Origin of the sequence: Paracoccus sp. JM45 (assembly GCF_003590715.1) — a bacterium.
Taxonomy (GTDB): domain Bacteria; phylum Pseudomonadota; class Alphaproteobacteria; order Rhodobacterales; family Rhodobacteraceae; genus Paracoccus.
The window spans coordinates 1-22314 of record NZ_QQVY01000026.1 but is presented as its reverse complement, the minus strand read 5'-3'; the positions used below and the strand labels follow the sequence as shown (position 1 = coordinate 22314).

General features: G+C 55.7%; 21 protein-coding genes and 2 pseudogenes. 10 read left to right on the top strand and 13 right to left on the bottom strand.

What is annotated here, in order from left to right; translation table 11 throughout:
* Positions 1–121 precede the first annotated feature (121 nt).
* The 3 genes from DWB67_RS16445 to DWB67_RS16435 are packed head-to-tail and all read right to left on the bottom strand — an operon-like array spanning position 122 to position 5389.
* Positions 122–3232 carry an error-prone DNA polymerase gene (locus DWB67_RS16445; protein ID WP_255418735.1) on the bottom strand — a complete coding sequence of 1037 codons (3111 nt, stop codon included), beginning with the start codon at positions 3230–3232 and terminating at the stop codon, positions 122–124.
* Positions 3205–4719, bottom strand: coding sequence for a DNA polymerase Y family protein (locus tag DWB67_RS16440; RefSeq protein WP_119808654.1), 1515 nt, complete (start codon positions 4717–4719; stop codon positions 3205–3207). The genes DWB67_RS16445 and DWB67_RS16440 overlap by 28 nt, the downstream gene beginning before the upstream one ends.
* Positions 4634–5389, bottom strand: a complete 756-nt coding sequence (locus DWB67_RS16435; protein WP_119808653.1) for an ImuA family protein — start codon at positions 5387–5389, stop codon at positions 4634–4636. Before DWB67_RS16435 ends, DWB67_RS16440 begins: the two co-directional genes overlap by 86 nt.
* 160 nt (positions 5390–5549) lie before the next feature.
* Between DWB67_RS16435 and DWB67_RS16430 the strand changes: the two genes are divergently transcribed.
* Positions 5550–6203 carry an SOS response-associated peptidase gene (locus tag DWB67_RS16430; RefSeq protein ID WP_119808652.1) on the top strand — a complete coding sequence of 218 codons (654 nt, stop codon included), beginning with the start codon at positions 5550–5552 and terminating at the stop codon, positions 6201–6203.
* A gap of 88 nt (positions 6204–6291) precedes the next feature.
* Here DWB67_RS16430 and DWB67_RS16425 read toward each other — a convergent pair whose 3' ends face one another.
* Positions 6292–7596: a HipA domain-containing protein gene (locus DWB67_RS16425; RefSeq protein ID WP_119808651.1), complete on the bottom strand. Its 1305-nt coding sequence runs from the start codon at positions 7594–7596 to the stop codon at positions 6292–6294.
* Between the two features lie 2 nt (positions 7597–7598).
* Complete coding sequence (locus DWB67_RS16420) at positions 7599–7808, bottom strand: helix-turn-helix domain-containing protein (RefSeq protein ID WP_182911641.1); 210 nt, start codon at positions 7806–7808, stop codon at positions 7599–7601.
* Between the two features lie 195 nt (positions 7809–8003).
* On the opposite strand from DWB67_RS16420, the pseudogene DWB67_RS16415 reads away from it, so the two are divergent.
* A pseudogene (locus DWB67_RS16415) lies at positions 8004–8943 on the top strand (IS5 family transposase).
* Between the two features lie 515 nt (positions 8944–9458).
* On the opposite strand, the gene DWB67_RS16405 reads toward DWB67_RS16415, so the two are convergent.
* Together DWB67_RS16405 and DWB67_RS16400 are read right to left on the bottom strand one after the other, a co-directional pair.
* Positions 9459–9716, bottom strand: a complete 258-nt coding sequence (locus DWB67_RS16405; protein WP_119808648.1) for a hypothetical protein — start codon at positions 9714–9716, stop codon at positions 9459–9461.
* A 141-nt stretch (positions 9717–9857) separates the two neighbouring features.
* Entirely contained in the window at positions 9858–10379 is a 522-nt protein-coding gene (locus DWB67_RS16400) for a thermonuclease family protein (protein WP_255418734.1), read from the bottom strand.
* A 284-nt stretch (positions 10380–10663) separates the two neighbouring features.
* Between DWB67_RS16400 and DWB67_RS16395 the strand changes: the two genes are divergently transcribed.
* Complete coding sequence (locus DWB67_RS16395) at positions 10664–10918, top strand: hypothetical protein (protein ID WP_119808646.1); 255 nt, start codon at positions 10664–10666, stop codon at positions 10916–10918.
* Between the two features lie 1455 nt (positions 10919–12373).
* Here DWB67_RS16395 and DWB67_RS16390 read toward each other — a convergent pair.
* Positions 12374–12985: a recombinase family protein gene (locus DWB67_RS16390; RefSeq protein WP_119808645.1), complete on the bottom strand. Its 612-nt coding sequence runs from the start codon at positions 12983–12985 to the stop codon at positions 12374–12376.
* Between the two features lie 81 nt (positions 12986–13066).
* On the bottom strand, positions 13067–13258 hold the full coding sequence (locus DWB67_RS16385; protein ID WP_147385960.1) for a hypothetical protein: 192 nt from the start codon (positions 13256–13258) through the stop codon (positions 13067–13069).
* Between the two features lie 396 nt (positions 13259–13654).
* Between DWB67_RS16385 and DWB67_RS16380 the strand changes: the two genes are divergently transcribed.
* Positions 13655–14365 (top strand): hypothetical protein, encoded by a 711-nt coding sequence (locus DWB67_RS16380; RefSeq protein WP_147385959.1) that lies wholly within the window; start codon positions 13655–13657, stop codon positions 14363–14365.
* 34 nt (positions 14366–14399) lie between these two features.
* Here DWB67_RS16380 and DWB67_RS16375 read toward each other — a convergent pair.
* A protein-coding gene (locus tag DWB67_RS16375; protein WP_255418733.1) for an IS5 family transposase occupies positions 14400–15154 on the bottom strand; the annotation gives its coding sequence in 2 pieces (ribosomal slippage) (positions 14400–14821 and positions 14821–15154; 756 coding nt in all).
* A 234-nt stretch (positions 15155–15388) separates the two neighbouring features.
* On the opposite strand from DWB67_RS16375, the gene DWB67_RS17915 reads away from it, so the two are divergent.
* Positions 15389–16108, top strand: a complete 720-nt coding sequence (locus tag DWB67_RS17915) for a hypothetical protein (protein WP_147385958.1) — start codon at positions 15389–15391, stop codon at positions 16106–16108.
* Positions 16109–17213: 1105 nt separating this feature from the next.
* Here the strand turns inward: DWB67_RS17915 and DWB67_RS18705 are convergent.
* From DWB67_RS18705 to DWB67_RS16360, 3 genes and pseudogenes are all read right to left on the bottom strand, one after another.
* A pseudogene (locus DWB67_RS18705) lies at positions 17214–17369 on the bottom strand (IS6 family transposase); the annotation flags it as partial.
* Between the two features lie 264 nt (positions 17370–17633).
* Complete coding sequence (locus DWB67_RS16365) at positions 17634–18131, bottom strand: hypothetical protein (protein WP_119808641.1); 498 nt, start codon at positions 18129–18131, stop codon at positions 17634–17636.
* 127 nt (positions 18132–18258) lie between these two features.
* Positions 18259–18870, bottom strand: coding sequence for a DUF1440 domain-containing protein (locus DWB67_RS16360; RefSeq protein ID WP_255418732.1), 612 nt, complete (start codon positions 18868–18870; stop codon positions 18259–18261).
* A gap of 231 nt (positions 18871–19101) precedes the next feature.
* On the opposite strand from DWB67_RS16360, the gene DWB67_RS18110 reads away from it, so the two are divergent.
* The 5 genes from DWB67_RS18110 (at position 19102) to DWB67_RS18490 (ending at position 22191) form a co-directional block, all read left to right on the top strand.
* Positions 19102–19248, top strand: a complete 147-nt coding sequence (locus tag DWB67_RS18110) for a hypothetical protein (protein ID WP_182911640.1) — start codon at positions 19102–19104, stop codon at positions 19246–19248.
* A 332-nt stretch (positions 19249–19580) separates the two neighbouring features.
* A complete protein-coding gene (locus tag DWB67_RS16355) occupies positions 19581–20207 on the top strand; it encodes a 1-acyl-sn-glycerol-3-phosphate acyltransferase (RefSeq protein WP_255418736.1) in 627 nt (208 codons plus the stop codon).
* Between the two features lies 1 nt (position 20208).
* The gene (locus DWB67_RS16350; RefSeq protein WP_119808639.1) at positions 20209–21144 is read left to right on the top strand and encodes a phosphatidate cytidylyltransferase; all 936 of its coding nucleotides are present in this window, start codon (positions 20209–20211) and stop codon (positions 21142–21144) included.
* Positions 21141–21551: a hypothetical protein gene (locus tag DWB67_RS16345; RefSeq protein WP_220475167.1), complete on the top strand. Its 411-nt coding sequence runs from the start codon at positions 21141–21143 to the stop codon at positions 21549–21551. The genes DWB67_RS16350 and DWB67_RS16345 overlap by 4 nt, the downstream gene beginning before the upstream one ends.
* A gap of 244 nt (positions 21552–21795) precedes the next feature.
* Positions 21796–22191 (top strand): hypothetical protein, encoded by a 396-nt coding sequence (locus DWB67_RS18490; RefSeq protein WP_255418731.1) that lies wholly within the window; start codon positions 21796–21798, stop codon positions 22189–22191.
* The last annotated feature ends 123 nt before the right edge of the window (positions 22192–22314 follow it).

Below are 22314 nucleotides of genomic sequence, written 5' to 3'. Positions count from 1 at the left end.
TTCACGTGGGTAGCGAAAGCCCTTCAGGGGCGGCAAATCGATTGGAATGTTCATCAGGCAGACATACCTCTACCAAACCCAGTCAACAACTTGGCAATACCTCGTAGAGACATCAAATGAATCAAGCTGAGACAAAGTTCCTTCTATTTCCGACATCTGCCAACTCTGTCGATAGATCGGTGATGCGATATACGACCAGATGCACGACCTCTCCCTGACGCTGGACGCGTCCGGCCACAGCGATCATGCCCGACGAAAGAATGACCCGACGATAGGCCTCAAAGACCTTCGGCCAGACGACGAGATTGGCGATGCCTGTCTCGTCCTCGAGGGTGATGAACATGGTGCCCTTGGCAGAGCCGGGGCGCTGGCGGAGGAGCACCAGTCCTGCAACCTCGCACCAGTGCCGGTTGGGTGCTGACATCGTGTTGGCGCAGGTCTGGATGCGGCGCTGTGTCAGGCTGGCGCGCAGAAAGGAGAGGGGATGCTGGCGCAGACTCAGGCCGGTATGGCCGTAATCCTCGACCACCTCGCGACCGGCGGTCATCGGGCGCAGGGGGACGGTGGGTTCTTCAGGCAGCGTTGCAGCAAACAAGGGGAGGTCGTCATTGCGCAGACCCCTAAGGGCCCAGATGGCATCGCGACGGGCAAGCCCGAAGGACGGCAGGAAACCGTCAGCCTCGGCGATGCGGGTCAGAGCGGCGATGGGCGCGCTGGTGCGACGGCAGAGATCGGCAAGGCTGGTGAAGGGCTGATCGGCGCGGACGGCCAGAATGGCCTCTGCATGGGTCTGTGAAAGACCTTTGACCATGCGCAAACCAAGCCGGACAGCAAACCCGTTGCCCGCAGGTTCCAGCGTGCAGTCCCAATCCGAGGTGGCGATGCAGATCGGGCGGATCTGAACGCCGTGGTCGCGGGCGTCGCGGACGATCTGGGCGGGGGCGTAAAAGCCCATCGGCTGGCTGTTCAGCAACGCCGCGCAGAAGGCATCGGGGTGCCAGCATTTCAACCATGCCGAGGCATAGGCGATCAGCGCAAAGCTGGCGGCGTGGCTTTCGGGAAAGCCGTAGCTGCCAAAGCCCTCCAGCTGGCGGAAGGTGCGTTCGGCGTAATCGCGGGGATAGCCGCGGGTGACCATGCCCTCGACCAGCTTATCACGGAAGGCACTGACGCCGCCGGTCATCTTGAAGGTCGCCATGGATTTGCGCAGCAGATCAGCCTCGCCCGGGGTGAAGCCAGCGCATTCAATGGCAACGCGCATGGCCTGTTCCTGAAACAGCGGCACGCCGAGGGTCTTGCCCAGAACCTTCTCCAGTTCCGGTGTCGGGTAATCGACAGGCTCCAGTCCGGCGCGGCGGCGCAGATAGGGGTGGACCATATCGCCCTGGATTGGGCCGGGGCGGACAATGGCGACCTGCACCACCAGATCGTAATAGGTGCGCGGCTTCAGACGCGGCAGCATCGACATCTGGGCGCGGCTTTCGATCTGGAAGGTGCCAAGCGTGTCGGCCTTGCGGATCATCGCATAGGTGCGCGGGTCCTCGGCGGGGATGGTGGCCAGATCATAGCGGATGCCCTTATGGGCCGCGATCAGGTCCAGCCCGCGACGCATGCAGGTCAGCATGCCCAATGCCAGCACATCGACCTTCATAAAGCGCAGCGCGTCGATGTCATCCTTGTCCCATTCGATGATCTGGCGATCGGCCATGGCGGCGGGTTCGATCGGGACCAGATCGTCCAGCCGGTCATGGGTCAGCACGAAGCCGCCCGGATGCTGGGACAGGTGGCGGGGAGTGCCGCGCAGCTGTGACGCCAGATCCAGCGTCAGGCGCAGGCGGCGGTCGGCGGGGTTCAGGTTCAATTCGCGCAGCTGGTCATCGGTGATGCCATCCTCGGACCATGACCAGATCTGCTTGGTGATGGCACCGATCAGATCTTCGGGCAGACCCAAGGCCTTGCCGACATCGCGCAGCGCACCTTTGGAACGGTAACGGATCACCGTGGCACAGAGGGCGGCATGGCTGCGACCATAGGTCTGATAGACCCATTGGATCACCTCCTCGCGGCGTTCATGTTCGAAGTCGACATCGATATCGGGGGGCTCGTGGCGTTCCTCGCTAATGAAGCGTTCGAACAGCAGGTCGTTGCGGTCCGGATCGATCGAGGTGATGCCCAGCACATAACAGACCGCCGAATTGGCCGCCGACCCGCGCCCCTGACACAGGATGCCGCGGGATCGCGCAAAGCGGACGATGCTGTTCACGGTCAGGAAATAGGGCGCGTAATCCAGTTTGGCGATCAGGCGCAGCTCGTGGGTCAAGCTGGCAGCGACCTTGGACGGGATGCCTTCGGGATAACGGGTGGCGGCACCCTGCCATGTCAGACCGGCCAGCGTCTGTTGCGGGGTCATTACGGGATTGTCGCGTTCCTCGGGGTATTGATAGCGCAGCTCGTCCAGCGAGAAGCGGCAGCGGCTCGCGATCTGCAGGCTGCGGGCCAATGCCTGCGGATGGCGGGCGAACAGGCGATGCATCTCGGACGGGAGCTTCAGGTATCGGTCGGCATGGCGTTCGCGGCGAAAGCCCAAGGCGTCGACCGTGGTGCTGTGGCGGATGGCGGTCAGCACGTCCTGCAGGATGCGGCGCGACGGTTCATGGAACAGCACATCATTGGTGATGACGGTGGCGATACCCAGCTGCGCGGCAAGGTTCGACAGATCATGCAGGCGCAGCTGGTCATTGGGGCGGCGGCGCAGGGTCAGCGCCAGAGACGCACGGTCGCCAAAGCTGTCGCGCAGACGTCGCAGGCGCAATCCGCACAGATCATCCGCAGTGTCGGGGATCAGCACGGCCAGCAGGCCGTCGCTGTATCGCTGCAGATCGTCCCACTCCAGATGACAGTCGCCTTTGCCGGCGCGTGCCTTGCCGACCGACAGCAGACGACACAGGCGGCTATAGGCGGCGCGGTCGGTCGGATAGACCAGCACCGACATCCCGCAGCGCAGGTCCAGCCGGCAGCCGATGACCAGCCGGACGCCGGTGTCTTTGGCGGCCTCATGGGCGCGGACGATCCCGGCAAGGCTGTTGCGGTCGGTGACGGCCATGGCCTTGATGCCCATCAGGGCGGCGGTGGCAAACAGCTCTTGCGCCGAAGACGCGCCGCGCAGGAACGAGAATGGCGAGGTGACCTGTAGCTCGGCATAGCTCATCCGAAGATACCGTGGATAAACCATCGGTGCGATCCTGTGGCGGTATCCTCGCCATCACCGGCACGGAAGATCCAGAAGCGTTCGCCTGCCTCGTCCTCGATGCGGAAATAATCGCGCACGGCGGCCAGTTCGGCGTCACGCTTCCACCATTCGCCAAAGATCCGTTCCGGTCCGTCCGCGCGGCACACCTTATGGCGCACACCTCGCCATGAGATCCAGTTCGGCGGATGGTCGGGCAACAGCGCCATCGTCTCGATCTGTTCGGGACGGGGCAGCAGGCGCGACGGGCGGGGCCAGTGGTTCGGCCAGTTAGCACCCTGATCGGGTGCCAGCGCCGCAATCCGCGCCACGGACCGTTCCGGCACATCGCTGGCCACCGGCGTCAGGCGATAGACAGCGCGGGCCCCGACACGGTTGGCCAGCGCATCGACCAAACCCGACAGATCAGACGCTGCCGGTTCCAGCAGGCTGGAGGTCTGGCGGCTGACCAGCGGTTCGGCAATGGTCGCGGTCAGGGTCATGATCTCGATCCCGAAGCCCGGATCGAGGGTCTGTATCTTGTCGCACAGCAACCGCGTCAGGCGCTTGGGGTCGCGTTGCGGGGCCGCCAGCCCGACGCGCAGGGTCTGGATGTCGCTATCGACACGCCAGCACAGCAGATCCAGACGCCGTGCCCCCAGCCCCTGCTGTTCCAGCGCAAGGCAGAGATCGGTTACCAGCTGGCTGATGAAGCGGGCAATGGTCTCGGCGGCGGCGATAGGTTCGGCAAAGCTGCGGCGGGTCTCGATCAGACCTGCGGGGCGCAGGGGTGTGACGGGTTCGGCGCAGTCGCCCATGGCCTGATCCAAGCGTCGACACAGCTCGGGGCCGAAACGCAGGGTCAGGGGCGCACGGGGTGTGGTCAGCAGATCATTGATGGTCTCAAATCCCAGATCGGACAGTCCTGCAGTGATGACAGGCGATAGGCGCAGCGCTGAGAGGGGCAGAGCGGAAATCCGGGTCTCATGCGGTTCACCAAGATAGACAGGATCGGCCAGATGGCGGGCCAGCGCGTGTGCTGCCCCCCATGTATCGGCAATGGCGATGCGGGCGGTGATGCCCGACAGGGTCAGCCGCCCCAGCAGGGCGTCCAGCATCGCAGCCTCACCGCCATGCAGATGGTCGGCGCCGGTCGATTCGATCACCACCCCGTCGGGGGGATCCGCGGCGACAATCGGGCTGAAGCGTTGCATCACCCAAAGCGCCAGCCGCTCAAGGCTGTCGGTATCGCCCTGAGGATCGGCGGGGCGGACATCCAGATCCGGCACCAAGGCCTGCGCCTTGGAAATGGCCATGCCGACCCGCAGGCCGGCTGCCTGTGCCACATCGCAGGCAGCGGTGACCACACGGCGGTTACCCACCCGTCCGGCCAGCACCAATGCCCCCTCAGCCGAAGCTGTGATATCGCCCGCCTGCCGACGCAGCCGGTCGATCGGCCAGTTCGGCAGGCAGACCGAGATGACCCGCGCCATCACATCCCTCCAGCTCGATATCAAAGGATTCACCGGCGCGGGCGCGGATCAACTCGATCAGCCAGCGCGGCCGCCCGATGCCAGCTACAGGCAGCGGGCTTGAAGGCAGCACAGACACCCGCCAGCGGGTCATAGCCGCCGTGGGCTGGCCGAAATCGCCGGCATCCATCTGCCGCCGCCAGCGGCGCAAAGCGATGCCGGTGGTCCCCGAGGCCTTGGCCGCCAGATGCAACCGGCGCGAGGCGGTCATCGACAGATTCGCCACATCGGCCACCACCGCGCCCAAGCCACCATGTCGCAAGCCTTCCTCCATACAGGCCAGCACGGCCATGTCATCGCCCGCCTCGACATAGATCACCCGTTCGGGGGACAATCCCGCCTGCTCCAACCCCGGCGCAAAGAGATCGGCCTGCGTGACACACCAGAGCACCGGCCCCGTCAGCCGCGCCGCGATGCCCGCGGCAAAACAGGCCGCCGCAGCCCCGTCCACCGCGCCATTGCCGCCGCCCGCGACCTCGTGCAGGCAGCCGATCGCCAGACCGTTCTGTGGCAGTCGCTGGTCCAGATCGGGGACATCGAAAGGCAGGACCTTGCGGACATGCGTCTCCATCCCCTCCAGATGGGCAATGCGGGCGCGAAGTGCTGCGATGGTGGGCGTTGGATCGGACATGACAGGGCAGGGTGCTTTGCCGGTGAGGGTTGCGGGTATAAGTTCCTGTTTTGTTCTTACTGCGACGTTCTGTCAACCGCAGTCGCGGTAAATGCGATTATCCGGACCTTAAAATGCGGCTCCGGGGTTAGGATGGGGAACGGGTATACAGGAGGCGTCGATGTGCAATCTTTACAACCTGACCACCAACCAGCAGGCCATCCGCGACTTCGTGCAGGTGGCCCATGACGATCTGGGCAATCTCGAGCCGGACCTGAACGTCTATCCCGACCGTCCCGCGCCCGTGGTGCATCAGACCGGTCAGGGGAGGGTTCTGACCTCGATGACATGGGGGATGCCGACACCGCCGCAGTTCCTGAAGACACCTGATGCGCCGGACACCGGCATCACCAACATCCGCAACACCGCCAGTCCGCATTGGCGCCGGTGGTTGGGGCCCGAAAACCGCTGTGTGATCCCCGCGACCTCATTCTCGGAATATGGCCAGAAGCCCAATCCGGTGACCAAAAAAAAGCCGCTCTGCTGGTTCGCGTTGAATGACGAACAGCCGTTGTTTGTCTTCGCGGGAATTTGGACGGACTGGCAGGGGGTGCGCGGCTCCAACCGCAGCCCACGTGTAGGGGATCATAAGCTGTTTGGGTTTTTGACAACCGAGCCGAATGCGGTCGTGAAAGCCGTGCACCCCAAAGCGATGCCGGTGATCCTGACAACGTCGGAGGAGATCGACCTCTGGCTCAACGCAGAGTGGGATGAGGCGAAGGTGCTGCAGAGGCCGCTGCCGGATCAGGAGTTGATAAAACTGCACTCGGGATGATGGGTTCTAAATGTCGCTCGGATTGCCGATGAAGCCACAATGTAACGCCCGTCGTTTAGGGGGTTCAGCGCACTAATAACTTTTACGTTCATGGTCTATTTAAAACCATCGCGTCCCGTTCCGGGATGTCGATCTGCATCCCGAGCGCGTCTGCGAGTGAACCGGCCTGTTCTGCGATGGCATCGCCAATGCGCTTGCGCTGAGGGCCACTCATGTCGTGAACCCTTGCAACGATGGTAGCGACGATTTCGCGGAGGCGTTTTAGTAGGGCAGGGGTTGCTCGAGGAAAGCCGATCGCAGTGATGAATGTGGCAAGGTCCTCAGCTGTAATCTCGTCGGTCATTCGCGCCTGCCCGATGTTGAACGACATTTGATGCACCACCTGATCATCAAGCAGGATGGGCGCAACATCATAGACCGGAGCGAGTTCGGGTCGTGAGCCGATGTGCAGCAACGCATGGTTCTTGGCGTGGTTGTCCGTGTTGCCAAGCAGCAGGTTGACCAAGGTAATCTCGAGGAAAGCCAGTCGTGCACGTCCGGGCTGAGCCGTCTGCGCCAGAACCTGTCCGATCGCGCGGGCGTCAAAGCAGCGGGTTTCGATACCGTTGCGCTGGTATTTCAGCTGCGGTCCAAGCCCGAGCGCCTGTGCAAAGTCCTCCTGATGCAGCCGGCGTATTTCGGTGCCCTCGACGGTCCGGTCAAAGCGCGTGATCAGAAGTCCGCAGAGATCGTCATCGCCAAGCACCTCTGTCGCTGCGACCGGATGTGCCTGCGCGCCAGACATCAGCTGCATAAGCAGATGCTCTTGATGAACGCTGGTCATCTCGAAGCGGCTCGGCACCTTGAGGATATGCGTCGTCGGAACGTTTAGTCCCTGCCGTGGTAGAGCGAAGCTTCCGTCCGGAAGTCCGGTCAATGCGACCTTGCCCTGAACACCTGCCAGCGGGGAGGGATCACGAGTGTCGTCAGGCACCCGCCTGCGGTCACGCAGAGAGGTCATGATCCGCACCAGTTCATTCTGGTCGATCGGGTCATAGTCGGTCAGCAGGTTTCCGGGTGTCTTGGCCGGTCCTGTCCCGACAGGCACGCAAGAGATGGATCCCGGGCAGTCATTGCCCAGATGTTCAAGCAGTCCAACGACGTCATCGAAGTCCAGGCCGTGCCTCTGCATGATCTGTTCGCGCTGTGCATTCTCGAACAGGAGGTTCGAGAAGAAACCGCGGGTCAGAATATCCCCGAACGGCTCCTCGCGCAGAGGCAAAGAGAGGCTCATAGAGTGGGGTAGTGTGTCTGTCAGGTATCGGAAGGTCATCGCGCCGCTTCCCTGCCTTGTGAGCCGTCCTACGGCCTCTGGAAGGCCCTCGATGAACACATCCAGCTCAAGCATCGCCATGCCTATGTTCCTACGGACAGTTGGATGCCGAGATCACGGCAGAGCTGCAGCACCAGACCGACCCGCGCCGTCTCTTTACCGTTCTCGATGGCGCTGACAGTCGGGGTCGAAACACCGCTCTGCATGGCAAGCTCAGTCTGCTGCAGGCCGAGCTCCAGACGTCGGGCGCGAATTGCACGACCGAGGTCGGCGGCATTCCGGATAGTGGTCATGATAATCGCCCCATCAGAATCAATGATCGTTAATTTCTGAGGCAAGTTACTGCACGCGACCATGTTCGTAAACGATCGTTGAAATGGAGCAAGTTGTAAGCGCACGATCAACCATTTCGAGCGGTAGTGGGCGTTGTTGCACAACTCTAGACATCGAGGATTCACAACGTGAATACATACGGTTAGACAAGCCGCATGAGCAAACCGACATCCGCCCGCTACCGCACTACGAACTGGCCCATCTACACGGCTTCGCTGCGCAAGCGTGGATCACCGCTGATCTGGCTGGACAAGGAGATGATCTGGCTCGCGTGCCCTGACGGCAGCCCTGGTCGCCCTGCCGTGTTCTCGGATTCCGCGATCCAGTTCTGCCTGACGATCAGGGTTCTGTTCAAGCTGCCGCTCAGGCAAACGACTGGGATGGTGGCCAGCTTGTTGAAGATGGCGGACCTGGACTGGGCTGTCCCGGATTACACGACCCTTTGCCGACGGCAAAAGACACTGGTCGTTCAGATCCCCTTCCGGCGCGCCGATGGCCCTTTGAACCTGCTGGTTGACAGCACTGGCATCAAGTTCCTGGGTGATGGTGAGTGGCAGGCACGCAAGCACGGCGTTCAGGGCTGTCGCCAGTGGCGTAAGGTCCATCTGGCCATGGACACGGCCACCTCAGACATACGCGCAGTAGAGTTTACCCCCAGCAGCGACGGTGACAGCCCTATTTTGCCGCAGTTGCTGGGCCAGATTCCTGAAGGTAAGGAGATCGGCACCGTGACCGCCGATGGCCGATGGCGCCTACGACACCCGCCGCTGCCATACCGCCATCATCGACCGTCAGGCCACGCCGATCATCCCCATTCGAAAGAATGGACGGCCGTGGAAAGAGGACTGCCCGGCCGCGATTGCCAGAAACGAAACCCTGCGTGCCACACGGCACTACGGCCGGGCGTTCTGGAAGCGCTGGACAGGATACCACGCCCGGAGCCGGATCGAGGCAAAGATGCGGTGCCTCAAAGCATTCGGCGAACGCATTGCCGCAAGACATCCCGACAGCCAAACAGCCGAGATCCAGATCCGCCTCGCCCTCATGAACCGCTTCTCAGCCCTCGGCACCGCCGAGATCGTTCGCGTGGCCTAAAGCTGAAGGGGAAAGGGGGTCTCATGCCTCGGGCATGAATTGCGCAACAACGCCCCCTCGACCCCGGATATCCTGGTAAGGGAGGTCGCATGTCCGAAAAAAGACCCGTCAATCCCTCTGGCGGAGCGCTAATCTGCATAAATACGACGCCCATCGGGCTGTGGCCGCAGCGATTGGATCCGGCAAACTGGAACGGCAAGGTTGCGAGGTTTGCGGGGCAACCAGAGTGGACGCCCATCATGACCGTTATGACGAGCCTCTAAATGTCAGATGGCTGTGCCGGCGCCATCACATCCAGCTGCATTTCTATGGCGAGGATATGTTTCCTCTCCAGAGCAGACCGCCAAAAGAGACTGAGTAAAGCGTCGCCTGCTGCAAGGGGGGCAGGGCCGTGGTCGGGCCGGGAACACTGGACAGGCGTTGGCCTGACAAAAGCACTGTCAGCTTAAAAACTGTCACCCTGATACAGAAAGACCGCCGGACCCTTTCGGATACAGCGGTCTTGCGCATAGGTATCAGAAAATCGCCTGAAAGACGGGATCAGCGATCCTAGTTGTTGGAGGCGATGGCAGTGTTGGTGGGAACGAGGTGATCGTCACGATGGTGTCAGCAGCAATGCCGGCGCGGGTTAGTTCGACAGCCGTCATCACCAAGTCAGCGCGAACTTGCATGGTATCGACAGCTGCTGCGGTCGAGATCGTGTCGGGGCGCTCGTTGCGGGCATCGGTTGCAGCGCCGGTTGCCATGGTCAGGGCGATCATCAGGGTTTTCATTGTGTCAGTCTCCGGCAGGTTTCATTTCGGTGGAACAGCTGGTCTGTTCCGATGACTGTCAGATATCCACAATCTGCGGCAGACCGGATCCCCTGCATTCAAACTGCTGCATAAAACGACTTATTAGAGTTATAAATAAGCTCAGCTTTTAGCATTCTTTTTAGCATTGAATTGATCCCAAACATGCATTCTGCCTTTTTGTCTTGCATCTGCTAGCCACAGTTTTTTGCGCACTCCGGGCACTTCCATAGAGCTATATTGTCCGCCTGAAAACTTAGGCCAATCAATGGCTAATCCTAACTTTACCATTTCAGCCGATAGATCACGTCCATCCTGTAGATAACATTTGGCGACTGTACGACCGTATGCGTCTTGCTCGGTTACCTCTGCCCGTATTGTTTTACCCTTACATAAATTAATCAAAGCCCATTTAGCATTTTTACCGTGTGGGTGATCCATTTCGGGAGCATCAACACCAAAGAGGCGTATTTGAGTTTTTTGAATTACAACGGTATCACCATCTACCACATAGGCGCGACCTTTTAGCTTAGTGCCGATTGATTTTTTTTGTGCGCTTTGCGCCTCAAACGGCTGTCGATTTTCATAAGACGTAGTTCTAATTGGAGGGGTGTTTTTACTCCGTCCGTTTTTGTGAAAAAACACGAATAAAGCTACACCAATAAGCAATATTGCAAGTAAAATATTTTCCAGAAAATATTCCTTTTAAATAAATAATAAGCCGCATTAGCTTATATCGCACCAATGAAAAACTGAATAAACCCTCGTTTTTTGAAGTGTTTTAGCTCAGCGCTTTTTCCCATCTCCTTATTTCAAGAACTTCGTCACGGTCCTGTAACAAACGGGTCTGGTGCTGCGTATCGGTCTTCATAAGCAAAGACACATCGCGGCGTCGGATCGTCCCTTCAACATGCACCGGAGACTGACCCATGAAAACCCTTATCCTCACCGCCCTGACAGCCCTGTCGCTGACCGCTGGTATCGCTGGCGCTGCTACAAGCAGCCGAAACGAGCGTCCCGACGCCTTTACCTCGGTTATGGCTGTCGAGACGGTCCAGGTCCGCGCTGGCAGCGTGTTGACCTCGGTCGAGCTGAGCCGTGCCTCGGTGGATGCCGGTGACATTGTCACGATCACCGCTTTCCCGACCGATACGCGGGTCGCCAAGAACAATCAGGATCGCTGATCGGTAAAATTGAAAAAGGCCGCCAGCGTGACTGGCGGCCTGAACTCGTTACCCTGACCAGACACTTGGGGTATGCGAACCGGATGCAGGCCATCACGCCAGTGTGTTTGATTTTCTGCCCTATGAGCGGTGCATTTCCACAACCTGCGGCAGTGCCCGCACCCGTCATTCAAACTGCTGCATAAGAGGGCTTATCAAAAAACGAGTTTGCTGGACTGCGGCTATTTTTCCAAAAATGCCGGTCGTGCTGCGCCGTTTTAGCTCCGCTGAATTCAGCAGTTTCTCCGGTCCGGATATCGGCTTCGGGGCAGCTTTTGCGCACTGCTGCACGGCATAAGATGAACTTTTCGATACATACCCGTCCGTCACTTACCCATCGGGTTGATACATAGCGGTCCGTCACTAACCCCGGGTTTAACACATACCTGTCCGTCACTAACGGCCTGTTTGATACATACCCGTCCGTTACTACTAGCTTAGTATGCAGGGATGTATTGAACGGATCCATGGGTTTCGGGGGGATGCTTGGCGGTCTTCAAATCAAGTGCTTGGGGCGCGTTCTGCTTTTGGATGATCGCAACGCTGATTGTTGATCTTGCGGAGGCAAAATCGGGCGCTGGAACGCGCATGTTTGTCGATGCTGCAGCTGGTGAGATAAGGCCCCTCAAAAATCGCCGCTGAGCTGGGGTTTTTTCGTTTCACATGGCATTGATGAGGAAATGGTCTTTATGCGCCTCAGCGACGCTCTCAGAGCCTCTGGCGGCACATCTGGGTTGCGCTTTATCTTCCCGCCTCGCATCCGGCCTGCAAATCGGCGGTTTTTGCGGGAATGGCTGCGATGCGGTCGGCAAGCCCTGACGGCTATGCTGGACCGGATGCCCCATTTCCAGGAGGGGTCGCTGCATCGTGGCAGCTGAGAATATACATACCCGTCCGGCACTTACCCCAAGCCCGTTGTACATAGCTGTCCGGCACTTACCCTGTAAAAAATACATAGTCGTCCGGCACTTCCAGCCTGTTGTGCAGCTATGCATACCGGCGGACCTGTCAATTCTGGCGCTTTTCGCGCCGTTTTGACGGGACTAATTTGGGCGTATTTTTTGGCCGGATTTGGACGCTCCAGACCCCCTTCAAACAATCTGGATACTCAGGCTGGACTGGGTTTTTTGGGCAGGCCGCGACGCTTGGTGTTCGGGGCGGCGTAGGGCCTTTGGGACAGAGAATGCAACCCCGTCCGAAAGCGAGGACATCACGGCGTGTCGAGCGTAGAAATGATCCAAGGGCTGGCATGATGGCGGGCTCAAAAAAAAGCGCGGATTTCAGGTCCTGCCAGCTTGGAAATTGTCGCCGGAATAGCATCTGTCCGACACTTGGAAAGATAGCATTCGGGTGGGCGGAAAACGCGGGAAATCTGCCAGACGCGTGTCCCGGCTCTGGAACGCAGCAACCCCCGTGTTATCCCTCCAGCACCCTTTTGCCATAATCCCGCAGCTGTCCGGTGGGATCGACATAGCGGTAGAGGGTGACAGGCCGGATCCCCAGTTCTTTGCTCAGGCTGGTCACCGAGGTATCGGGGTTGGCCATAGCAGCTTGTGCCAGACGCACCTGCGCCTTGCTCAGGGCAAACTTGCGCCCGCCCTTGCGGCCCCGCGCCCGTGCCGAGGTCAGACCTGCCATGGTACGCTCACGGATCAGCTCGCTCTCGAACTCGGCTAAGGCGGCAAAGATACCAAAGGACAGCCGTCCAGCCGCTGTGGTGGTGTCGATGGCCGCGCCTTGGCCGGTCAGGACCTTCAACCCGATCCCGCGCTCTGTCAGTAGGGTCACGGTCTTCACCAGATGATGCAGGCTGCGTCCCAGCCGGTCGAGTTTCCACACGGTCAGCACATCACCCTCGCGCAGCGCCTTGAAGCAGGCGTGCAGTCCTAGCCGGTCATCCTTCTTGCCGGACGCCTGATCGGAATAGATCTGGTCCTGCGCCACCCCTGCCGCAATCAGGGCGTCATGCTGCAGGTCCAGCGACTGCCGCCCGTCTGCGGTCGAGACCCGCGCATAGCCGATCAGCATGTGTCACAAACCTGCGATTGTGACACACTCAAAATCCTGCTGCGTCCAGCCATCAAAGCCGCTCCTTATCCCGTGTCTCAATCAAAGATAAGCGAACCATAGATCCCTTGCAAAAGAAACGGTGATATCTGGAAAACACCCGGCAGGCTTTCCCCCCTTGAGCAGCAGATAGTCGCGCAGCTCGTCGGCATCGTCCCAAGACACCTCCATGGACTGCAATACCTTCAGGAGGCTCTTGGAGGGCTTCTGGACGGCCTCACGGGCCTTGTCCATGACTTGCCCCATAGGTTTCCGGAGGCAGGTGCTCACGGGCCGTCAGCTTGCGTCTGAAGCCCCGTTCGATCTTGGCATCGAGGTTGGTGGCACACCAGGCCGCCCAGGAGGTCTGCAAGGCGGAGTATTCGTTCCGCTCCCCCGTGGCCCCCTTCAGCTCGTTCAGGGGCTTCTGGGTCAGCCGGTTTAGCTCTTCGTGTCAAAGGCTAGGAACGGACAGAGTAAGATACAAAGCATTCAAATACAGGCTGTAGCCCAAGCTTAAAATCCAGATGGCCTTCGGCTCGCTAGCTGCGTATAATTATTGTGCAGAAATAACGGTTGGTCTTACTGTATTTTTTGCTCAACCTCAAAGCGATAGAAAATGCAAAATTTATTGAAAATTAGGAATAGGTAATGAACTTTGAAGAAAAAACTTCAACGTGGTCAGAAAAAATTATTCCTCAATTTAGACAGCGAATGGAGGGATCTGAAGGAATAGTTTTAATATCGGCCCTAGGTGCTATTGAGTATGCCGTTATTACAACAATTGCCAGTGGAAGTTACAGTGAAATATCTGATCCAATAGTGGCAAAAGTGATGAATTTTTCCATGGTTGTTTTATGCATTGTCATCGGCCTGACGTTTTTAGTAGGCGTGTTAATATACGTATTGGATGTTACTCAAGTTTTTGATTTGGGGCATACGCCTCCGGCTTGGGTAATAATACTATCAAAACTATATTTCGCCGTAATAACAGCTGCACTAATCGGTTTTGTAATAGCATCATTTGTGAAAGGGATAAATCCTTTCATAGCGGAAAAGCCAGAAAGCCTAGGCATTGGTCAGTACATATTTTTGATTTCATATGTCGCATCTATTTCTATTATAGTCGTTAATGGTTTTATTGAAAACAGGTGGGTATTTCTTGTTATGTACATGCTCATAGCGTTTGGTTCTTTGTGCTTCTTTGCGGATATTTTTCGAAATGCGAAAAAGGAATCTTATATAAGTAATGCTAAGTATTGCTACTCTTTATATGCATACGAAAAAAGCTATGAAAAGGCGATTGATGACGTTGCGTGTATTAATTTAGGTAAGTTAAATTTTATTACGAATACACCTTAATAATTTAAATACTCTAGGCTCTGGACCTATTAATTTACATCCAGAATATGACGATTGCAGCGATTGCGATCGCAGATGCGAAGGTGTAGGCGCAGCGGTCGTAGCGAGTGTGGATACGCCGCCAATCCTTGAGTTTGCCAAACATGTTCTCGATCTTATGGCGCTTTTTGTAGAGCCTTTTGTTATGGGGAATTTGAACTTTCCTGTTGGATTTTGAGGGGATACAGGCCTCGATCTGACGATCGGCAAGAGCGGCGCGGAACCAGTCGGCGTCATAACCCTTGTCAGTGAGAAGCGCCTTCGCGGGAGGCAGAGACGACAACAAGGCCGCAGCACCGGTATAATCGCTCACCTGGCCTGCGGTCAGAAACAGGGCGCGGGGTCTGCCTTGACTGTCGCAGACCGCATGCAGTTTCGAGTTCAGGCCGCCTTTGGTGCGTCCGATAAACCTGGGCAGAGCCTCTTTTCAAGCAGGCTGGCTGCTGTTCTGTGTGCCTTCAAGTGGGTGGCATCAATCATGATCTCATCTGTCTCCCCGCCGCCTTTTGCAAGCTCGACCAGGATGCGGCCAAATACCCCCATCTCGCTCCAGCGAATAAAGCGGTTATAAATTGTCTTGTGAGGTCCATAGCTTGCGGGCACGTCGCGCCAGCGCAGGCCGTTCCGGATCACAAAGATGATGCCGCTGATGACCCGACGGTCATCAACACGCGGCACTCCGTGCGAGAGGGGAAAGAAAGGCGATATCCGCGCCATTTGCGCTTCAGAAAGCAGGAATATATCGGTCATCGTGGTACCCCCTTGGTGCCACGAGTGAACCAGCGAGTTCCAGAGATCGCAAGTAACTTAATAGGTCCAGAGCCTAGAAATGGGATTTTTCTAAAATAAAATATTTACATTCTGCCTTTGCAGGATTTTAATTTATGTTTTCGGAATGAAGGAGGCCCTTCTAGAGGGGCGTGCTTCTGCCGATAGCTTAATAAAAATGCTAAAATATATGTTGACTTTTTTAAAGGTGATCGCATGGAAAATATAGATAATAAAAAAAATAAAGTTGATGTTCCCACTTGGCAGGATGTTATTCCTCTAGCACAAGATATAGATTCTTGGGCGACCCGTGTAGGTGCAATTGCTGTTATACAAACTCTATCAAAAGTATCAGGTGGAAATAACGAAAATTTAAATCTTCGAAATAACTTATTAGTAAAGGAAAATATTTTAGCAACGCAAGAAGGAGGAGTCACTGCGGGTATAGGATTGTTGGCTATAGCTATTTTGCTCATTCTAAGCTTTAACCCGCTCATAAAAAGCTATGCCAGAGCTAATAAGTACATAGATTATCAAGCTATTCCTACAAAAGTAGCTATTGTCCAAGTTAGTATTATGATAGCAGCGGTAACGACTACAATGCTATCAGTTCCTTTTACGTCGGCTTTATTTTATTTTATAATGAGTCCATTCGGTATATCCTTACTTTTTGTGTGTACAACAGTGATGATAGTAATAAATATAATTAAAAGCTCAGTATTTCCTGTGCCCCGTAATTGGGTAGAGAAATTTATGTTTATAGCTTTGGCAATAGTATCTATAACTATAAGTGTGATGATATTTGATCATATATGGAATTCTTATTCGGACAAGCGTTTTTTAAGTGCTATTACCTTGATTATTACCTCTGTAGTATGTCCTGTAATTTGTATGATTACTTATGCGTTTGCTTATGTGTTTAATGACAAAAAGTAGTATCAATAATAATGCTGCATTTACGTTGACGGTATTACCATCTGGAAAGGAAAAGCCAGCCGCCGCAATGAGCGCCCCGATGCCTTCACCCCAGCTGTGGCTGTCAAGACGGTCCAAGTCCGCGCTGACAGCGTGATGACCGCTGTCGAACTGATCCGCGCCAACATCGATGCGGATATGCTCGTCACAATCACCGCTTTCCCGACCGATACGCGGGTCGCCAAGAACAATCAAAATCGCTGATCTGCTTTGATCACAGATTTAAGCTATGCGTTACCTCGACAAGCAGCCTCACAGGGCTGCCTGTTTGCTATTTATGTTCCTGTACTGCCAACAACATGCTTTCACGCCTCCACGGGCCTCTCAGGCGCTCTGAGGGGCAAATGTGGCGGCTATTTCCGGCAGCCCTCGGTGCTGCAGCGCCGCCGGTGAGACTCGCGTCCTGCCAGAGTCGAACATCGGATCTGTCTGACCGTCTGCCGCGGAGCTTTTTTCCGGTCTGTCATGTTCACGTGGCAGGCAATGTCAAACCTGTTCATGGCATTGGTTCAAAACACAGCACGGAGGCCAGAATGCAATTTTGGTATACATCGCGCATATCCTGCAAACGAAACACCCCCCCTCGGCGCCTAGCTTCAGACGGGTTTGGAATGGTAAGCTAGCAGGAAATGCGTTCTGGCAGCGTTACACATGCCAGATGCCGGTTTTTGCCCGCGATGGCTGGCGTTTTCGGGGTTTTGCGGAGGGTTACAGCGCGGGGGCGGTTTTTCCCCCTGTTTTGGGCGGCATTCCCACAACCTGCGGCAGACCCCGAGGCTCCCATCGGATCTGCTGCATAAAACCCGTTATTAGTAAGCGTTCTCAGGAGGGCACTGTCGGTTCAGCTTGACGGCTTGAAGTTCCACGTCAGCAAGTCGTCGAGGCGGCTTTGCGGATGGTAACCCCCCATTTTTAATGGGGATCACCCGCAGAATTCATGCAGCTGTTTTCAGTTTCATAGCCGGGGTCATCCCACCGATGCCCATGTTGGGTCGCTCCTTGTTATATGTCCACAGAGCATGCCAAGTTGTTGATGGTCGAATGTAGGGATGGTTGTTCGGCTCTTTTACGAGGCCATTTCTCGGGCATAGTCGGCCCACAAGCAGAGCGCATTTTCCCAGGCGTGGCGATAGGATTTTGCGGATAGGCGGTAGCGGCGGGGACGGAAGATCAGGTTGATCTGATCCTGGGCGGACAAGAAGCGTTGTGCCTGCCTTTGCGACACTACCTCAAATATACCGATCCATGGGAAAATCTGGCCCGTGAAAATTGCAACTGCGATCACGGTAAGCTTGCGGATGCCTTCCGTTCGTTCTGCACCCAAAAGGGTATCAAATTGAGCGCAGAAAGCATCGAAACGATGTTTGTGAACTTCTGTAAAAGCCAGATCCGGATATAAGTAATACCGTTCAAAAGTCTGTTTGTGGAAGAACATTTAGGGCCTTGGGCTCCGATGTCCCAAGGCCATGTATGAAAATCCAGATTATTAATTCTTAATCAAATTAATGACTGCCACCAGAACGATACCGTAAAGTACGTGACCCACTAGAGCGACCCAGGTAATCCCCGTAAATCCGAGAAAAAATGGCAGTCCTGCAATAAGTGTGATGCCTCCGATTGCAAATATCCAAAGACCGAAACCATAGATCGCAGATGGCACGAACCAGCCAAAGCGATCAGCAGTCAACTTTGTCCAAATTGGCTTAAAGATAAACAGCCAACCAATTGGATATCCGATAAGGCCGACCACATAAAAATGAACAAAATATCCTGCAAAGTTCCCAGAGGGTAGTCCGAACGTACCTAACAGACTTTTGGCCAATCCATGTGGTGATAGGGTCGAAAACCCTAGTGCTGGACTGATCGTTTGCCCCCAAAGATCAAAAGCGACTGTCGCAAAAAAACCAGCTATGAACATCAGTCCAAGAGTAGAAAAATTAGCAAAGGGAAAACCTCGATCCTGTCTAACAGTACTTTTTTTCATTTGATTAACTCCCTTGATTTTCATACCGATACTCTACCAAGATACGAAATATGGTATATTTTTAAGCCATTTGGCATAAATATTTTATGAGTGGTTTTGAGGCAGATGGAACGCTGTCGAACGCTTGTTATTTGTTCAGGGCTTGCCGTCTCTGCAGTGAGACCATGACATAACCTATAAGAGTGGCCATCCCGACATGCCCGATAAAGGACGATTGCGTGTACGGGCCAAAGCCCATCATGAAGGTGCGTCCGACGACTGGGGCTAGCAGGCCTTGAGCCACAAACCAAAGAATAAACCCTGCAATCACACCTGAAAGAATAAGACTCGTTCGGGCCAAAATATGCGTTAACCATACAAATCCAGAAAACCCGATGACACCGATTGTAAAGTGAACGAGAAAACCGGCCCAATACGGTACAGTAACTCCAGATGCTATTTTAATGAGAGCTATAACTAAGTTTGCCGGGCCAAGAGCAACGCCGAACAGTATTGGCGAAACCAACCATGCGTAAATCTCGAATGAAATTTCGCCCAGAAATCCGGCAATAACCAAGTTTCTTAGCGTGTGTGTAGTCAGCATTTCATTATATCTTTCTGTTTTTCCGCGAGCGGTCACAAGACAGTTGAAAGCCAATACGAATAATATTTGATTTTTGTTACTTGTCATAAAAAATATTTTAAATTGGTAATCTCTGAACCTGATATTTTTTTCGTCGCCAGTTTTAATGATTTCCACGTTTTTCAGAAACCTTTTCATGGACCTGTAGCAAAGGGGTCTACGGCTGCGTATCGGTCTTCATAAGCAAAAAACACATCGGGGCGTCGGATCGTCCCTGCAACATGCACCGGAGACCTGACCCATGAAAACTATCATCCTCACCGCCCTGACCGCTTTGTCGCTGACCGCTGGCATCGCTGGAGCTGCCACCAACAGCCGCAACGAGCGTCCAGATGTTTTATTTCGGCTGTGGCTGTCGAGACGGTCCAGGTCCGCGCTGACAGCGTGCTGACCTCGGTCAAGTTGAGCCGCACCTCGGTGGATGCCGGTGACATTGTCACGATCACCGCTTTCCCGACCAAGACCCAAGTCGCCAAAAATAATCAGGACCGCTGATCGGTAAAATTGAAAAAGGCCGCCAGCATGGCTGGCGGCCTGAACTTGTTACCCTGACCAGACACGTGGGGTATGCGAACCGGATACAGACCATCACGCCAGTGTGTTTGATTTTCTGCCCTATAAGTGCAGCATTCCTACAACCTGCGGCAGACCCATGCCCTCTACAGGAACCGCTGCATAAGACGACTTGTGAAAATTTTTAAAAACGGCGTTTTTGAGCGATTATCATTATATCAGGGTCGAATTAGATGTGAGCAGCATTGCAGGGCCGTGCCAAGCTTCGTAGGCAGTTACACAATTGCTGTTATCTTGGAACTAATTGCATGATCATATTAGCTCGCATCGCCGCTTCGCTTGTCGTGGGCTTTGCGCGTGCCGTTACTGCTGTGCGCGGTGTGTGGTGCGGAACCGCGCCGGTGCCGGGACAACGCATCTATTTTGCCAATCACAACAGTCATGGCGATTTCGTGTTGGTCTGGACAGTACTGCCATCTGCGCTCCGACGCCGCACAAGGCCTGTTGCAGGCGCAGATTATTGGCTAACCTCAGCTCTGAAGGCCTTCGTCGGTAAAGACGTGTTCAACGCTGTGCTTATCGATCGAAATCCGAAAACACGCACCGATAATCCCGTCGAGCAGATGAGCGATGCCTTGAAAGGCGGCGACAGCCTGATCCTATTTCCCGAAGGCACGCGCAACACCGGACCGACACGGCTTCTGCCGTTCAAATCGGGAATGTTTCACCTTGCTACGGCGAACCCGGATATCGACATAGTTCCGGTCTGGATCGAGAACCTCAACCGCGTGATGCCCAAGGGAGCGCTGGTGCCTATTCCGCTGCTCTGCACCGTCTCTTTCGGCGCGCCCATCAGGTTGGTAGCAGGCGAGGCCAAGGCGGAGTTTATCGCACGAGCCGAAAGCGCGCTTATTTCATTAGCACCTGACAAAAAGAACTGACATGGAATCACATTTCACCATGCTCCTCGGCGTCATTCTGGCCGTTCTGCTGACAGCTACGGGCGCGGCGCAGCTTCTGAAACGGCGGATGGGGGCGGACAATCTTACGATCCAGAACCTCACTGCACGGATCAATGCGTGGTGGGTCATGGTCGCTGTCATAGGCGTCAGCTTCCTTGGCGGGACGGCAGGGGTGGTGATCCTCTTTGCCATCTGCTCCTTCGCGGCGCTGCGCGAGTTTCTGACACTGACCAACACTGCGGCGGCAGATTATTGGGCGCTGGCTGCTGCTGTATTCGTTGTGCTGCCGCTTCAATATCTTGCCGTTGGCATGGGATGGTACGGGTTCTATTCCATCTTCATCCCGGTATATGCGTTCTTATTGATGCCAATCCTCTCGGCAATACGCGGACAATCAGAAAATTTTCTGATCCGGGTCTCCGAAGCCCAATGGGCACTGATGATTGCCGTCTTCTGCATCTCGCATGTGCCCGCGCTACTCAGCCTGACGATCCCCGGCTATGAGGGGAAAAACCTGTTTCTGATCTTCTTCCTGATTGTCGTCGTGCAGTCTTCGGATGTCTTGCAATATATCTGGGGCAAGCTGCTGGGCCGACGCAAAATTGCGCCAAACCTTTCACCCTCCAAGACACTGGAGGGGCTGCTAGGCGGCATTCTGAGCGCCAGCCTGTTGGGTGCGGCGTTGTTCTGGGTTACACCATTCTCTGTTTTGCAGGCATTCGCACTGTCGTTGATCATCACACTTATGGGCTTCTTTGGCGGGCTGGTTATGTCCGCGATCAAACGCGACCGCGGGGTCAAAGATTGGGGCCATCTCATTCCCGGACATGGCGGGTTCATCGATCGACTGGATTCAGTAATTTTCTCGGCCCCGATCTTCTTCCACGTTGTCCGGTTTTATCGGGATCTACATTGAATATCGCGCGGCTCATGGCCTCAACCCCGCTACATGTCGCGGCCGGATTCATTGCGATGGGCAGTTGGGCTATATTCGCCAATTCAGGCCACGGCCTTCGCGCCATGCTGGCCGCGGGGCTGGTGCAAGGGCTTGTTTCGGGAACATTGACGCTAGGGCTGAAGCGATCTGTGGATTGGATGCGTCCACGTATGGCGCGTGGACTGGGCTATTGTGTACCGCCGCTGCTTGCGATCTGTGGATCCGCCATATTGCTGGTATCGGCCCATTGGCTAAGCGGAACGCCAGAGATTGCGCGGACAATCGCCGTGCCGCTTGGCGTGTCACTTCTGTATATCCTTGCCTACAATATTTTGCGCCAAAACCACACGTGGTCAAAGTCTGACAAGAAAGAACCCAATGGTTGATCTGAAAAACCGCCGCCCACTAGGCAGCCGTGACACGAAATGGGCCACACGCTGTGCCGGTGCGCTTGCAGACAAGGGTGTTACGCCAAACGCCATATCGCAGGCCAGTATGGGGGCAGCGCTTGTGGCCGGTCTTGCCTTTGCCGCAAGCGGGTACGTGGAAAGCATAGTCGGCTCCGGAATGCTTTTAATCCTGGGGGCATTTTTTTGCCAAATACGACTGCTGTGTAACCTTTTTGACGGCATGGTTGCGGTCGAAGCAGGCCAAAGCGCGCCTGACGGACCGCTTTGGAACGAATTTCCCGATCGCGTGTCCGATCTGCTGATCTTTGCCGGGGCCGGTCTGGGCACGGGGCATCTTGCATTAGGACTGGCTGCCGGTGCGATGGCAGTGCTGACCGCCTATACCCGCGAGCTGGGCGCGGGGCTTGGCCTGCCGCCCGACTTCAGCGGTCCCATGGCCAAGCCACAGCGCATGGCAATAGTGACAGGCGCTGCAGTTTTGGCAGTGTTCGAACCATTTCTTGCGACTTCGGGCATTGTGCTGACAGCAACGCTGTGGATCGTCGCCATTGGCGCGGCTTTCACGACTCTGCGGCGTAGTGCACTTATTCGGGCGAGGCTGTTGGAACGGGATTGAGGCATGAATGTCTTTTGACCTGCTACGGGATTTTTCCTCCACCGTCGATTAGAGTCTGGCCCAACTTGAGGACGGACAATGAAGCGAACGAGATTTACGGACGAACAGATCATCGGCATTCTG